11 protein-coding genes and 1 pseudogene are annotated in these 14,100 nt (G+C 70.6%); 9 read left to right on the top strand and 3 right to left on the bottom strand.

Going from position 1 to position 14,100, the window contains the following annotated elements:
- Nucleotides 1-35: 35 nt before the first annotated feature.
- Together H516_RS0116435 and H516_RS0116430 are read right to left on the bottom strand one after the other, a co-directional pair.
- Complete coding sequence (locus H516_RS0116435) at nt 36-1,571, bottom strand: ABC transporter substrate-binding protein (RefSeq protein ID WP_022890795.1); 1,536 nt, start codon at nt 1,569-1,571, stop codon at nt 36-38.
- A 241-nt stretch (nt 1,572-1,812) separates the two neighbouring features.
- The gene (locus H516_RS0116430; protein WP_022890794.1) at nt 1,813-2,118 is read right to left on the bottom strand and encodes a hypothetical protein; all 306 of its coding nucleotides are present in this window, start codon (nt 2,116-2,118) and stop codon (nt 1,813-1,815) included.
- A gap of 116 nt (nt 2,119-2,234) precedes the next feature.
- Between H516_RS0116430 and H516_RS0116425 the strand changes: the two genes are divergently transcribed.
- The 3 genes from H516_RS0116425 to H516_RS22295 all read left to right on the top strand — a co-directional run bounded on the left by H516_RS0116425 (nt 2,235) and on the right by H516_RS22295 (nt 5,612).
- The gene (locus H516_RS0116425; RefSeq protein ID WP_022890793.1) at nt 2,235-3,440 is read left to right on the top strand and encodes a metallophosphoesterase family protein; all 1,206 of its coding nucleotides are present in this window, start codon (nt 2,235-2,237) and stop codon (nt 3,438-3,440) included.
- Between the two features lie 187 nt (nt 3,441-3,627).
- A complete protein-coding gene (locus tag H516_RS0116420; protein ID WP_026378920.1) occupies nt 3,628-5,310 on the top strand; it encodes a thiamine pyrophosphate-binding protein in 1,683 nt (560 codons plus the stop codon).
- A gap of 149 nt (nt 5,311-5,459) precedes the next feature.
- On the top strand, nt 5,460-5,612 hold the full coding sequence (locus H516_RS22295) for a hypothetical protein (RefSeq protein ID WP_169513530.1): 153 nt from the start codon (nt 5,460-5,462) through the stop codon (nt 5,610-5,612).
- A 79-nt stretch (nt 5,613-5,691) separates the two neighbouring features.
- Here H516_RS22295 and H516_RS20995 read toward each other — a convergent pair.
- Nucleotides 5,692-7,049: pseudogene (locus tag H516_RS20995) on the bottom strand (MFS transporter).
- A gap of 202 nt (nt 7,050-7,251) precedes the next feature.
- Here H516_RS20995 and hpaH point away from each other — a divergent pair.
- From hpaH to hpaD, 6 genes are all read left to right on the top strand, one after another.
- Complete coding sequence (gene hpaH, locus H516_RS0116405; protein ID WP_026378919.1) at nt 7,252-8,037, top strand: 2-oxo-hept-4-ene-1,7-dioate hydratase; 786 nt, start codon at nt 7,252-7,254, stop codon at nt 8,035-8,037.
- Nucleotides 8,022-8,903, top strand: coding sequence for an HpcH/HpaI aldolase family protein (locus tag H516_RS0116400; RefSeq protein WP_026378918.1), 882 nt, complete (start codon nt 8,022-8,024; stop codon nt 8,901-8,903). The genes hpaH and H516_RS0116400 overlap by 16 nt, the downstream gene beginning before the upstream one ends.
- A 98-nt stretch (nt 8,904-9,001) precedes the next feature.
- Nucleotides 9,002-10,519 (top strand): fumarylacetoacetate hydrolase family protein, encoded by a 1,518-nt coding sequence (locus tag H516_RS0116395; RefSeq protein ID WP_022890788.1) that lies wholly within the window; start codon nt 9,002-9,004, stop codon nt 10,517-10,519.
- Nucleotides 10,516-11,235: a GntR family transcriptional regulator gene (locus H516_RS0116390; protein WP_022890787.1), complete on the top strand. Its 720-nt coding sequence runs from the start codon at nt 10,516-10,518 to the stop codon at nt 11,233-11,235. Before H516_RS0116395 ends, H516_RS0116390 begins: the two co-directional genes overlap by 4 nt.
- 57 nt (nt 11,236-11,292) lie before the next feature.
- Nucleotides 11,293-12,786, top strand: coding sequence for a 5-carboxymethyl-2-hydroxymuconate semialdehyde dehydrogenase (hpaE, locus tag H516_RS0116385; RefSeq protein ID WP_022890786.1), 1,494 nt, complete (start codon nt 11,293-11,295; stop codon nt 12,784-12,786).
- Between the two features lie 72 nt (nt 12,787-12,858).
- The gene (gene hpaD, locus H516_RS0116380) at nt 12,859-14,001 is read left to right on the top strand and encodes a 3,4-dihydroxyphenylacetate 2,3-dioxygenase (protein WP_022890785.1); all 1,143 of its coding nucleotides are present in this window, start codon (nt 12,859-12,861) and stop codon (nt 13,999-14,001) included.
- Nucleotides 14,002-14,100: the final 99 nt, after the last annotated feature.

Raw genomic sequence — 14,100 nt, 5'->3', positions numbered from 1 at the left:
CGGGGCGGGTTCGTCGCCGAACCCGCCCCGTCCGGTCAGCCGGCGACCGTGATCTGGCGGAGCGTCGGGAACATCATGCCGGTGACCGGAGTCACCTCGAAGTCCGACGTCGTGATGTAGGTGTTGGTCGACTGGCTCCACACCGAGAAGAAGGCCTGCTCGGTGACGAGCTCGTTGAGCTTCTCGACCTCGGCGATCTGGGCGTCGCCGGGCTCAGCCGTGAGCACGGTGTCGAGTTGCGTCTGCACCTCGGGGAAGGCCTCGAGGCCCGGGGTGGGGTTGTACCACTGCGGCTCGGCGATCTGACGCTGGACCGTGGCGATCGGGTTCGCATCCATGGCGATGACGCCGACGAACATCGGGTACTCGGGGGCGACCGACATGTACTGCATGAAGTCGGTCTCCTTCCAGGTGACGTCGATGCCGAGTTCCCCGAAGGTCTGCTCGATGATGGCCTGCCACGGCTGGAACGGCGGGGCCATCGGCATGGTGACCGCGAAGCCGTCGGCGTACCCCGCTTCGGCGAGCAGCGCCTTCGCCTTGTCGAGGTCGTAGGCGTACTCGCCGGTGATCGACTCGACGTAGCCGGGCGTGCCGACGGGGAAGACCTGGTTGGTCGCCTCGCCGACGCCCTGCGCGATGGTCTCGACCATCTCGGGGCCGTTGAAGGCGTAGTTGAGGGCCTGACGCACGCGGAGGTCGCCGAGGGGCTTGCCCATCTCCGTGGCACCGGCGCGGTCGCTGAACTGCAGTCCGACCCAGGTCGCGAGACCGCTCGCGACGTTCCATCCCATGTCGGGCGCCAGGTCGGTGCCGGCCTTGTCGCCGTAGATCATCTGGAACTGGCCGCTCTGCATGCCGTTGAGCATGGCGGTCGCGTCGCTCAGCGGGGTGACGGTCAGCGGGTCGAACGGGAATTCGTCGGCGGCCCAGTGGTCGGCGACCTTGTCGAAGTGGTACTCGGCGCCCGGCACCGAGCTCGCGCCCATCGTGTACGGCCCGGAGCCGACGGGGGTCTCGGCGAGGGTGCCGGCGTCGATCGCGTCGGGCGACATCATGTAGCTGCGGCCGAGGCCCATGTAGTACAGGATCGTGTCGTCGCGCTGCGCGAGGTTGATCGCGATGGTGTCCTCGTCGACGGCCTCGAAGCTCTCGACGTTGCGGTAGGCCTCCTGCGAGCGGACGCCCGCCTTGAGGTAGTCGAGGCTCTTCACCGCCGCGTCCGCGTCGAACGCAGCACCGTCGGAGAACTCCGCGTCGGTGCGGAGGTTCATCGTGATGGTGAGGAAGTCCTCGGACGTCTCCCAGTCCGTGGCGAGGGCGGGCTGGGGTTCGCCCTGGCCGTCGATCGCGAGCAGCGGGTCGTAGATCGCCGACAGGTAGGGGCCGTCGAAACCGATGTCGGCCAAGGACGGGTCCCAGCTGGTGACATCCAGGAAGTTGCCGATGCTGAGCGGCTTGGCGGCGACGTCGCCGCCCCCGTCAGCGGGCGATTCTGAGCCAGAGCTGCACGCCGTGAGCGCGAGCGCGGCGACCGCGGTGAGCGAGACCGCCGCAAGTGCCTTCTTCATGTCTTCTTCTCTCGTAGCCGGTGCAAGGGAATGCTGAGGACGTGCGCTGTGATCGGCCGGGTCCTCGGAGTCGCGAGTGATGCGACCGGCTCCGGTGATGCCGTTCCCGAGGCTTCGAGACTGGTCACTCCGGTGTGCCGTGCGGTTAGTCTACAACCGTTGACAAGAAAAACAACTCAGAAACGGAAGACGCGGCGAGGCGCTCTCCGCCCAGCCGCGTCGGCCCTCCCGAAGGAGTCGATCAGTCGATGCGCACGCCCTCGACGTACGAGATCTCCTTGCTCGCGATGCGCTCGGGGATGCCCTCGAACGCTCCCGCCCGCTCGGGCGAGACCAGGTACGCCGCCTCGACGCGCGCGAACTCCTCGCGGTCGCCCGCGACGCTGACCGCCCAGACGAACTCGTCGGCCTCGGGAACGCCGTAGGCGAACTCGACCTCGAACCCGGTCGCGCGCCGCACCGGCGGCATGGTCGCGCTGAACCACGAGACGAACGCCTCGTACTCGCCCGGGACGATCTGGTAGCGACGCAGCTGCACGGTCTTCATGCGTCCATCATGCCGCGATCGGGCGGGGCGAACGTTCACCCGCTGGTCGCGCCCGAGACATCCGGCCGCCCTACCGTCGCACCGGCGAACGTCGCCCGACGAAGAGGAGACCAGACATGCCCGACCGACTTCCCGTGAGCCGCCGCGCCGTGATCACCGCCGGAGCGCTCGGCGCCGTCGGCGCCGCGCTGCCCGCCGGCGCCGCGAACGCGGCACCCGCGACCACGCGCCGCTCCCCCGCGGGCGGCCCGCGCGCCAACGGCCCGAAGCTGCGCTTCCACGGCGACGGCACCTTCAAGGTGGTGCAGTTCAACGACACGCAGGACGACGAGCGCACCGACCGCCGGACGGTCGAGCTCATCGAGAAGACGCTCGACCAGGAGCAGCCCGACTTCGTGCTCATCAACGGCGACGTCATCACGGGCGGCTGCGAGACCCGCCTCGCGGTGAAGCAGGCCATCAACAACGTCGTGTGGCCGATGGAGAGCCGGAAGATCCCGTGGGCCGTCACCTACGGCAACCACGACGAGGACTCGCTGCCCCAGTCGGGCGTCGATGAGGCGGGCATGCTCGACTTCTACCGCTCGTACGACTACAACATGAACGCGTCGAACATCGCGGGCGTCACGGGCACCGGCAACACGATCGTGCCGGTCGGCTCCTCGACGAAGAAGAACCGCGAGGCCTTCGCGCTGTGGCTGCTCGACTCGGGCCGCTACGCCCCCGGCACGATCAACGGGCAGGACTTCGCCGGCTACCCAACCTGGGACTGGCTGCGCATGGACCAGGTCGCCTGGTACCGGGAAGAGTCGCAGCAGCTCGAGCAGAAGCTCGGACGCAAGCTCCCCGGCCTCATGTTCATCCACATCGCACTGTGGGAGCACCGCTTCATGTGGTGGGGCGGCGTCGATACCCGCACCGCCGCCGACGCCGCCCGCGGCAAGGCCCGCCACTCGATCGTCGGCGAGCGCAACGAGGACGAGTGCCCCGGCCCGATCAACTCGGGCATGTACAACGCGATCCTCGAGCGCGGCGACGTCAAGGGCGTCTTCGTCGGCCATGATCACGTCAACGACTACGTGGGCGACTACTACGGCGTGCTGCTCGGCTATGCGCCCGGCACGGGTTTCGGCGCGTACGGGCTGCCGGGTGCCGCGCGCAACCGGATGCGCGGCGGCCGCGTGTTCGAGCTCACCGAGGCGGGCGACGACGTGACCGTCGCGACGCGGGTGGTCTACGCCCGCGACCTCGGCATCGACCTCACCGCGAACGACCAGCCGATGGAGCCGACGCCGCTGGCGCGCAGGCAGGAGCGGATCTGAGGCAGGGGCGGCGCCTGCTGGCGGCTTCGCGAGCCGGCGCCGCCCTCGTCGTATACTCGACCTCGTCGAGGTGCACCGCGACGCAGATCGCGAGTGCACCGGTGCTCGAAAAATGGGCACGAAGCGGGCTCTGCCGCGAGACACATACGGAACCACATCATCCGTCATCGTCTCGAAAGGCTTCGCCATGCCCGCACCCTCGAACACCACCGTCGCCGCGCACGTCGCGCGCACCCTCGCCGCACACGTCGACCACGTCTTCGGCGTGATGGGCAATGGCAACGCCTACTTCCTCGACGCGCTCGAACGCGAGACGGATGCCTCGTTCACGGCCGTGCGCCACGAGGCGGGCGGTGTCGTGGCCGCCGACGCGCACTATCGCGCCTCGAAGCGGCTCGCCGCGGCGACCGCGACCTACGGCGCAGGATTCACGAACACCCTCACCTCGCTCGCGGAGGCGGCGCAGGCCCGTGTGCCGCTCGTGCTCGTCGTCGGCGACGAGCCCACCTCGGGCCGTCGCCCGTGGGACGTCGACCAGATCGCGCTCGCCTCCGCGGTCGGCGCGCGCACCTACACGGTCGGGCGCACGGATGCCCCGGCCACGACGGTCATCGCGATCGAGCACGCGCTGAGCTACCGCGTGCCCGTGGTGCTCGCGCTCCCCTATGACGTCGCCGCGGCCGAGGCCGGGCCGTTCGTCGAGGCGCCCGCGCCGCGGCATCCCGCGCCCCTCACGCCGACCGGCGCATTCTCGTCGGGGGTGCTCGCCGAGCTCGTCGCCGCCCTCGCGGGCGCCGAGCGGCCGTTCCTGCTCGCGGGCCGCGGCGCGTGGCTCGCCGACGCGGGCGAGGCGCTCGGCGAGCTGGCAGCATCGACCGGGGCGATCACCGCGTCGACGGCGCTCGGCCGTGGCGTCTTCCCCGACACCCGGTACGACCTCGGCGTGACCGGCGGCTTCGGCGCCGAGGGCGCGATGGAGCTCGTGCGCGAGGCCGATGTCGCCGTCGTGTTCGGCGCCTCGCTCAACCAGTTCACGATGCGCTTCGGCGAGCTCTTCGCACCGGGCACGCGGGTGTTCCAGGTCGATGTCGCCCCGTCGGCGACGCACTCGCACGTCGGCGGCTACCTCCGCGCCGACGCCGGGGTCGTCGCGCGCGCGCTCGTTGCCGAGCTCGCGGTGACGGGGGCTGCACCCTCGGGCTGGCGCGAGCGCGTCGACGTGGCGTCCCTGCGCGCCTACCCGGCCCCCGAGCGCGGCGACGGACTCGCCGACGACGGCCGTCTCGACCCGCGCGCCGTGGCGCTGCGCGTCGCCGAGCTGCTGCCCGAGGACCGCGTCGTCGTCTCGGACGGCGGCCACTTCATCGGCTGGGCGAACATGTACTGGCCGGTGGCCTCGCCCGACCGCATGATGATGGTCGGCACGGCGTTCCAGTCGATCGGGCAGGGCTTCCCGAGCGTCGCCGGGGCGGCGCGCGCGACCGGTGCCGAGACGACGATCGTGCTGACCAGCGGCGACGGCGGCGGTCTGATGGCCCTCGCCGATCTCGAGACCGCGGTGCGCACGGCGGGCGGGCGCGGCGTCGCCGTGATCTGGAACGACGCGGCCTACGGCGCCGAGGTGAACCTCTACGGGCTCAAGGGGCTCGCCGAGGGCCCGATGCTCATTCCCGAGGCCGACTTCGCGGCGGCCGCAGCCGCCTTCGGCGCCGAGGGCGTCGTCGTGCGCGAGCTCGCCGACCTCGACGCGCTCGCGGCCTGGGCGGCGCGTCCCGTCTCCGAGCGTCCGTTCCTCCTGCTCGACTGCCGCATCTCGGGCACGGTGGTCGCGCCGTACCAGGAGGAGATCATCCGGGTGAACTCCCGCTGAGCAACGGCCCGATCTGCGAGCCGAGGCTCGCGCCCGCGGCCCGGCGCCTCCCAGCGGCGGGCCGCTCGACGTTCTCCCAGCGAGCGCCTGAAAGGATACCCCCGGGGTATCCGAATCACCCCGGGATGCGAGTGACCATGTGCCGAGCGGTGAGCTGCAAGACCTGCGGGAAGACGACGTGGGCCGGCTGCGGCCAGCACGTCGACCAGGTGATGCGCGGGGTCCCGCGCTCCGAGCGGTGCACCGGCCACGCCGACGAGCCGAAGCCCGCAGGCCTGCTGGCCCGCCTGTTCGGGCGCTGAGCCGCCCTCGAGGGCCCGACACCGGAGACGACGACGGCGCCCCGCCCGGATGGGCGGGGCGCCGTTCGGCGGCTCGGGCTCAGCGCATGCCGTAGACGGCCCCGCGCGACTGCTCGGCCTCGTGATCGGGGCCGAGCGGGATGCCCGTTCGGTCGCGGAGCAGCAGCGTGGCCGCGAAGGCGACGACCATCACGCCCGCGATGTAGAAGGCCACGGAGGTCGCGGTGCCCGTCTCCTGCACGAGCCAAGTCGCGATCATCGGCGCGAACGCGCCGCCCAGGATCGCACCGATCGCGTACGTGATCGACACGCCCGAGTAGCGGATCGAGGCCGGGAAGAGCTCGGCGAAGTACGCCGCCTGCTGCCCGTACGTGAAGCCGTTGCCGATCGCGAAGAGCGAGACGCCGAGGAAGAGCAGCCACGGGCTGCCGGTGTTCACGAGCGGGAAGAGCAGGAAAGGGTCGCGAGGAACGCGATCCACCCGATGATGTAGGTGTTGCGCCGGCCGATCCGGTCGGAGACGACGCCCGCCGCGAAGGTGCAGACGAGCCAGACGACGGAGGCGCCGGCGACGGCGAGCAGCACGGGCGTGCGCTCCATGCCGACGAGGCCGCCGTCGGCGACCGGCGTGGTCGCGTAGTTCTGGAGGTAGCCGCCGGTCGTCATGTAGCCCGCCGCGTTGTTGCCCGCGAAGGTGAGCGCGGCGAGCAGCACGAGCAGCCAGTGCTTGCGGAAGAGCGTGAGGATCGGGGTCTTCGCCTCCTCCTTCTTCGCGGCGATCTCGAGGAAGACCGGGCTCTCGTCGACCGCGCGTCGCACGATGATGCCGACGACGATGAGCACGAAGCTGAGCAGGAACGGCACGCGCCAGCCCCACTCGAGGAAGGCGTCGCCGGGCGAGATCACGCCGGTCATGAGCGCGAGCACGCCCGAGGCGAGGAGGAGGCCGATCGGCACACCGATCTGCGGGAAGGCGCCGTAGCGACCGCGCTCCCCGTCGGGGGCGTGCTCGACCGCCATGAGCACAGCACCGCCCCACTCGCCGCCGGTCGAGAGCCCCTGCACGATGCGGAGGAGCACGAGCAGGAGCGGGGCCGCCATGCCGATCTGCTCGTAGGTCGGCAGGAAGCCGATGAGCGTCGTCGCCGACCCCATCAGGATCAGCGTGACGACGAGCATCGCCTTGCGGCCGATCTTGTCGCCGAAGTGACCGGCGAGGAACGCGCCGAGCGGGCGGAAGAGGAAGCTGACGCCGACCGTTGCGAACGAGAGGATCGTCGCGAACTCGGCGCCCGCGGGGGCGAAGAAGAGCGACCCGAAGACGAGGCCCGCGGCGCTCGCGTACAGGAAGAAGTCGTACCACTCGATGGTGGTGCCGATCACGGTGGCGAAGGCGACCGCTTGAGTTCGCGGCGCTTCGCGGCATCGACGGGCGATGGGGCGGGAAGGGTTTGTGCGGTCATGCGGCGACTCCTCTGTCGAGTCCGCGGTCAGGGGGATGCGCCCGGACCGGCAGCTCCGCCCCGAACACGTCTGGAATCATATACGATTTCAGATACCCCGCAACCGGGGCGTCCCCGCCCCGATCCGGGAGCGGTGACTACGATCTCCAGTGGACCCTCGATGAAGTGGAGCGCCTGTGCTTGACCAGCCCGTGATCGACGCGATCGCCGACGAACTCGTCGCCGCCGACCGCGACAAGACGACCGTGCCTCTGCTCACCGCACGCCACCCCGGCATGAGCGTCGACGACGCCTACGCCGTGCAGCGCGTCTGGGCCGAGCGGCGCATCGCCGCCGGCGCCCGGCTCGTCGGGCGCAAGATCGGACTCACCTCGAAGGTGATGCAGGTCGCCACCGGCATCACCGAGCCCGACTACGGCGTGATCCTCGACGACATGGTGATCGAGTCGGGCTCGTCCGTCGAGTTCGACCGCTTCTCGAACGTGCGCATCGAGGTCGAACTGGCCTTCGTGCTCGCGAAGCCCCTCCAGGGCCCGAACACGACGATCTTCGACGTGCTCGACGCGACCGCCTACGTGGTTCCGGCGCTCGAGATCCTGAACTCCCACATCGAGATGCAGGGCCGCACGATCGTCGACACCATCAGCGACAACGCCGCCATGGGCGCGATGGTGCTCGGCGGGAGGCCGGTGAAGGTCGACGCGGTCGACCTGCGGTGGGTCTCGGCACTGCTCTCGCGCAACCAGACCATCGAGGAGTCGGGCGTCGCCGCAGCGGTGCTCGGCCACCCCGCGATGGGCGTCGCGTGGCTCGCGAACAAGCTCGCCCACCACGGCCAGTCGCTCGGCACCGGTGAGATCATCCTCGCCGGCTCCTTCACCCGCCCCATGTGGGTCGAGCGGGGCGACACCGTGCACGCCGACTACGGACAACTGGGGACCATCTCATGCCGATTCGAATGAACCTCCCCGAGACCCTCACCGCCCGCATGGCGGCGGCCGACCGCCCCCAGATCGGCATGTGGGTGTGCTCGGCGAGTCCGCTCGTCGCCGAGGTCGCGGCAGGCAGCGGCGTCGACTGGCTGCTGATCGACGCGGAGCACTCCCCCAACGACCTGCAGACGATCCTGCACCAGCTCTACGCGGTCTCGGCCTACCCGGTCGCGCCGGTGGTGCGGCCGCCGATCGGCGATCCCGTCGTGATCAAGCAGTACCTCGACCTCGGCGTGCAGAACCTCCTCGTGCCGATGGTCGACACGGCCGAGCAGGCACGCGAGCTGGTGCGCGCCGTGCGGTACCCGGGCACCGCGGCGAGCGCCACGCCGGATGCCTCGGGCCATCGCCCCGGCCCGACCGACCACGGTGTGCGCGGCGTCGGAGCCTCGCTCGCCCGCTCGTCGCGCTGGAACCGCGTCGAGGGCTACCTCGGCCGCGCCTCGTCGACCGTGAGCCTCATCGTGCAGATCGAGTCGGCGACGGCGGTCGCGAACGTCGAGGAGATCCTCGCCGTCGACGGCGTCGACGCGATCTTCGTCGGCCCAGCCGACCTCGCGGGCTCGATGGGCCTGCTCGGGCAGCCCTCGCACCCCGACGTCGTCGAGGCCGCGCTCACCGCGATCCGAGCCGCGCAGGCCGCCGGAAAACCGGTCGGCATCAACGCCTTCGTGGCGGAGGATGCCGAGCGCTACCTCGCTGCGGGCGCGTCGTTCGCGGCGGTCGGCGCCGATGTCGCGATCCTCGCCCGCGCCTCGGAGGCGCTCGCCGACCGCTTCATCGCCTCGCGCACGAACGAATCGGATGCCTCGGGCCCGCCGCGCTCGAGTTACTGAGCCCCGCGCCATCCGCACCCGGAGACCGGGGCTCGCCCGCCCCTTGCGCCGCTGCGCAGATCGTATATGATTTCTGATATCACGAGACGAGGACGTCAATGACCATCGCTGGCATCGCCACCCCCGGCAAGATCATCGCCGTGCACCTCAACTATCCGTCGAGGGCCGCACAGCGCGGGCGCACTCCCGCCCAGCCGAGCTACTTCTTCAAGCCCGCATCGTCGCTCGCCGGCACCGGCGGCACGATCGAACGTCCGGCCGGCACCGAGCTGCTCGCCTTCGAGGGCGAGATCGCGATCGTCATCGGCGAGCGCGCACGCCACGTCTCCCCCGCCGACGGCTGGACGCACGTCGCCCAGGTCACCGCCGCGAACGACTTCGGGCTCTACGACCTGCGCGCCGCCGACAAGGGCTCGAACGTGCGCAACAAGGGCGGGGACGGCTTCACCCCGCTCGGCCCCGTCGCACTCCCCGCGCACATCGCCGGCGAAGACGGATGGCGCGTGCGCACCTGGGTCAACGGCGAGCTCGTGCAGGAGGACACCTCCGACACGCTGCTCTTCACCTTCGGCCGCCTCGTCGCCGACCTCTCGCAGCACCTCACGCTCGAACCGGGCGACGTCATCCTCACCGGCACGCCCGCGGGCTCCTCGGTCGTCGTGCCGGGCGACATCGTCGAGGTCGAGGTCGACGCCCCCGGCGCTCCGGGCGCACCGAGCACCGGCCGTCTGATCACGACCGTCACCCAGGGCGACGTGCCCTTCGGCGACTACGGCACGAAGCCGAAGGTCGACGACGCGCAGCGCATCGAGGCCTGGGGCAGCGAGGCCGAGCACGCGGCCGCGCTGGCCGCCGGGCTCGCGAGCCAGCTCGACACTCCCGCGGCCGCTTCGGGCGTACTCACCGACGAGGTGCGCGCGCTGCTCGACGGCGCTGCCGTCGCCACGCTCTCGGTCGCGCTCCGCAAGCGCGGCTATCACGACATCTTCATCGAGGGCGTGCGCGCCAATCACCCCGGTGACCGCATCCTCGGGTACGCGAAGACCCTCCGCTTCATCCCCTTCCGCCCCGACCTCTTCGCCTCGCACGGCGGCGGGTTCAACGCACAGAAGCTCGCCTTCGACACCGTCCGTCCGGGCGAGGTGCTCGTCGTCGAAGCCCGCGGCGAGCGCGGCACCGGAACCGTGGGCGACGTGCTGGCGCTCCGCGCCCAGGTGCGCGGGGCGGCCGGCATCGTGACCGATGGCGGCGTGCGCGACTTCGACGCCGTCGCGGGCTTCGAGATCCCCGTCTTCTCGCAGGGACCGCACCCGAGCGTGCTCGGCCGCCGCCACGTGCCGTGGGCGGTCGACGTCACGATCGCCTGCGGCGGTGCGGCCGTGCAGCCGGGCGACGTCATCGTGGGCGACGGCGACGGGGTCATCGTGATCCCGCCGCAGCTCGTCGCCGAGGTCGCAGCCGAGGCGGCCGAGCAAGAGCGGCAGGACGCCTACGTCGCCCGCCAGGTCGCCGGAGGCGCCGCCGTCGACGGGCTGTTCCCGATGAACGCCGAGTGGCTCGCGCGCTACCACGCAGGGGCCGACGCCGAGGCATCCGCCGGGGGCGTCGACCGATGAGCACCGCGACCTCGGCCGGCACCACACGCCCCGCGAGCGCCGCCGGCCCCGCGACCGAGTCGAAGTCGCAGCGCGCCTACCGCTTCATCCGCGAGCGCATCGACGACGGACGTTACGTGCCGGGCTTCCGCCTCGTGCTCGGCTCGATCGCCGGCGAGCTCGAGGTCAGCGTCGTGCCCGTGCGCGAGGCGATCCGCCGCCTCGAGGCCGAGGGTCTCGTCACCTTCGAGCGCAACGTCGGCGCGCAGGTCGCCCTGATCAAAGAGACCGAGTACCTGCACACGATGCAGACGCTCGCGCTCGTCGAAGGGGCCGCGACCGCCCTGTCGTCGCCGACGCTCACCGCAGAGCAGATCGCCCGGGCCCGCGCGATCAACGACCGCATGCGCCGAACCCTCGACGACTTCGACCCCCACCGCTTCACCGAGCTCAATCTCGCGTTCCACGCCGTGCTCTTCGAAGCGTGCCCGAACCCGCACATCCTCGACCTCGTGCACCGGGGCTGGAACCGCATGAAGGTCCTCCGCGACTCCTCGTTCAGCTTCGTGCCGGGTCGCGCGCACGACTCGGTCGCCGAGCACGAGCGCATCCTCGAGCTCATCGAGGCGGGTGCCGACGCGCTCGAGATCGAACTCGCCGCCCGCTCGCACCGCACCGCCACGCTCGACGCGGTGCTCGCCCACCAGGCCGAGCTCCGGCATCCGACGACGCCCTGACCGACGCAGCACCGCGTGACCTGCTCAGACCTGAACCATCTCAGAACGGAAGAGAACATGACCGACTACACGCCCGAGGGCCTGCCCGACCGCATCCGCCACTACATCGACGGCGAGTTCGTCGACTCGATCGACGGCGACACCTTCGAGGTGCTGAACCCCGTCACGAACGAGACCTACGTGCACGCCGCCGCAGGCAAGAAGGCCGATGTCGAGCGCGCCGTCGCCGCGGCCCGCCGCGCGTTCACGGACGGCCCGTGGCCGCGCATGCTCCCCCGCGAGCGCTCGCGCGTGCTGCACAAGATCGCCGACCTCGTCGAGTCGCGCGACCAGCGCCTCGCCGAGCTCGAGTCGTTCGACTCGGGGCTGCCGATCACGCAGGCCCTCGGCCAGGCCCGTCGCGCGGCCGAGAACTTCCGCTTCTTCGCCGACCTGATCGTCGCGCAGTCCGACGACGCCTTCAAGGTGCCGGGCAAGCAGATGAACTACGTGAACCGCAAGCCGATCGGCGTCGCCGGCCTCATCACCCCGTGGAACACCCCGTTCATGCTCGAGTCGTGGAAGCTCGGCCCCGCCCTCGCCACCGGCAACACGGTCGTGCTGAAGCCGGCCGAGTTCACGCCGCTCTCGGCGTCGCTCTGGGCCGGGATCTTCGAGGAGGCGGGCCTGCCCAAGGGCGTCTTCAACCTCGTCAACGGCCTCGGCGAAGACGCGGGCGACGCGCTCGTGAAGCACCCCGACGTGCCGCTCATCTCGTTCACGGGCGAGTCGAGCACCGGCCAGCTGATCTTCGGCAACGCCGCGCCGTACCTCAAGGGCCTCTCGATGGAGCTCGGCGGCAAGAGCCCGGCCGTGGTCTTCGCCGACGCCGACCTCGACACGGCGATCGACGCGACCATCTTCGGCGTCTTCTCGCTGAACGGCGAACGCTGCACCGCGGGTTCGCGCATTCTCGTGCAGCGAGAGGTCTACGACGAGTTCGTCGAGCGCTACGCCGCGCAGGCGAAGCGCGTCGTCGTGGGCCACCCCCACGACCCGGCGACCGAGGTCGGCGCGCTCGTGCACCCCGAGCACTACGACAAGGTCATGAGCTACGTCGAGCTCGGCAAGACCGAGGGCCGGCTCGTCGCCGGCGGCGGGCGCCCCGAGGGCTTCCCGACGGGCAACTACGTCGCCCCGACGGTGTTCGCGGATGTCGCGCCCGACGCCCGCATCTTCCAGGAGGAGATCTTCGGGCCCGTCGTCGCGATCACCCCGTTCGACACCGAGGAGGAGGCGCTCGCGCTCGCGAACGACACGAAGTACGGCCTCGCCGCGTACATCTGGACGAACGACCTCAAGCGCGCCCACAACTTCGCCCAGTCGGTCGAGGCGGGCATGGTGTGGCTCAACTCGAACAACGTGCGGGACCTCCGCACCCCGTTCGGCGGCGTCAAGGCCTCGGGTCTCGGCCACGAGGGCGGCTACCGCTCGATCGACTTCTACACCGACCAGCAGAGCGTGCACATCACGCTCGGCGCGCCGCACAACCCGACCTTCGGCAAGGCCTGATCGTCGTTCGAGTAGCGAAGCGTATCGAGACCACGTTCCCCGAGACATCCCACCCCACGCAAGGACCTTGACATGACCAACCGCGACGACATGACCCTCACCTCATCGGGCTTCTACGTTTCTCAGGAAGCCCCGATCCGCACCGACAACCCGGTGCCGACCCCCTCGGTGCCCGCCCCCGACATCCTGCGCTGCGCGTACATGGAGCTCATCGTCACCGATCTGGCGGCGAGCCGCGAGTTCTACGTCGACGTGCTCGGCCTCTACGTCACCGAGGAGGACGACGAGGCGATCTACCTCCGCTCGACCGAGGAGTTCATCCACCACAACCTCGTGCTCCGCCGCGGCGAGCTCGCCGCCGTCGCCGCGTTCTCGTACCGGGTGCGTTCGAGCGACGACCTCGACAAGGCCGTCGCCTTCTACACCGAGCTCGGATGCCGCGTCGAACGCCGCACGGAGGGCTTCACCAAGGGCATCGGCGACTCGGTTCGCGTCGAAGACCCGCTCGGCTTCCCGTACGAGTTCTTCTTCCAGTCCGAGCACGTCGAGCGGCTGTCGTGGCGCTACGACCTGCACACGCCGGGCGAGCTCGTGCGCCTCGACCACTTCAACCAGGTGACCCCCGACGTTCCGCGAGCCGTGAACTTCATGCAGTCGCTCGGCTTCCGCGTCACGGAAGACATCCAGGACGAGGAGGGCGTCGTGTACGCGGCATGGATGCGCCGCAAGCCCACCGTGCACGACACCGCCATGACCGGCGGCGACGGCCCGCGCATGCACCACGTCGCGTTCGCGACGCACGAGAAGCACAACATCCTCGCGATCTGCGACAAGCTCGGCGCCATCCGTCGCTCCGACGCGATCGAGCGCGGACCGGGTCGCCACGGCGTCTCGAACGCGTTCTACCTGTACCTGCGCGACCCCGACGGCCACCGCGTCGAGATCTACACGCAGGACTACTACACGGGCGACCCCGACAACCCCGTCGTCACGTGGGACGTGCACGACAACCAGCGCCGCGACTGGTGGGGCAACCCGGTCGTGCCCTCGTGGTACACCGAGGCCTCGCTCGTGCTCGACCTCGACGGCAACCCGAAGCCCGTCGTCGCCCGCACCGACTCCTCGGAGATGGCGGTCACGATCGGCGCCGACGGCTTCTCGTACACCCGCAAGGGCGACGAGGAGCAGGGCTTCAAGCTCGGCCACACGCTGTAGTCGCCGCTCGGAGGGGGCCGGGCATCGTCCGGCCCCCTTCGTCGTCCCGTCCTCTGTGCAGAACTCAGGATGCCTCGCCCGCCACGCCGCACGTTCGCC

The organism is Agromyces italicus DSM 16388 (assembly GCF_000421545.1).
Taxonomy (GTDB): domain Bacteria; phylum Actinomycetota; class Actinomycetes; order Actinomycetales; family Microbacteriaceae; genus Agromyces; species Agromyces italicus.
Note: the sequence above shows the minus strand (reverse complement) of the source record. Positions and strands in the feature narration are given on the sequence as shown.

What these genes read in the sequence shown, in the direction of transcription:
- H516_RS0116420 (WP_026378920.1), top strand. Translation starts at nt 3,628, where the DNA reads ATGCCCGCACCCTCGAACACCACCGTCGCCGCGCACGTCGCGCGCACC.
- hpaD (WP_022890785.1), top strand. Translation starts at nt 12,859, where the DNA reads ATGACCAACCGCGACGACATGACCCTCACCTCATCGGGCTTCTACGTT.
- H516_RS0116395 (WP_022890788.1), top strand. Translation starts at nt 9,002, where the DNA reads ATGACCATCGCTGGCATCGCCACCCCCGGCAAGATCATCGCCGTGCAC.
- H516_RS0116430 (WP_022890794.1), bottom strand. Translation starts at nt 2,118, where the DNA reads ATGAAGACCGTGCAGCTGCGTCGCTACCAGATCGTCCCGGGCGAGTAC.
- H516_RS0116435 (WP_022890795.1), bottom strand. Translation starts at nt 1,571, where the DNA reads ATGAAGAAGGCACTTGCGGCGGTCTCGCTCACCGCGGTCGCCGCGCTC.
- H516_RS0116400 (WP_026378918.1), top strand. Translation starts at nt 8,022, where the DNA reads ATGCCGATTCGAATGAACCTCCCCGAGACCCTCACCGCCCGCATGGCG.
- H516_RS0116425 (WP_022890793.1), top strand. Translation starts at nt 2,235, where the DNA reads ATGCCCGACCGACTTCCCGTGAGCCGCCGCGCCGTGATCACCGCCGGA.
- hpaE (WP_022890786.1), top strand. Translation starts at nt 11,293, where the DNA reads ATGACCGACTACACGCCCGAGGGCCTGCCCGACCGCATCCGCCACTAC.
- H516_RS0116390 (WP_022890787.1), top strand. Translation starts at nt 10,516, where the DNA reads ATGAGCACCGCGACCTCGGCCGGCACCACACGCCCCGCGAGCGCCGCC.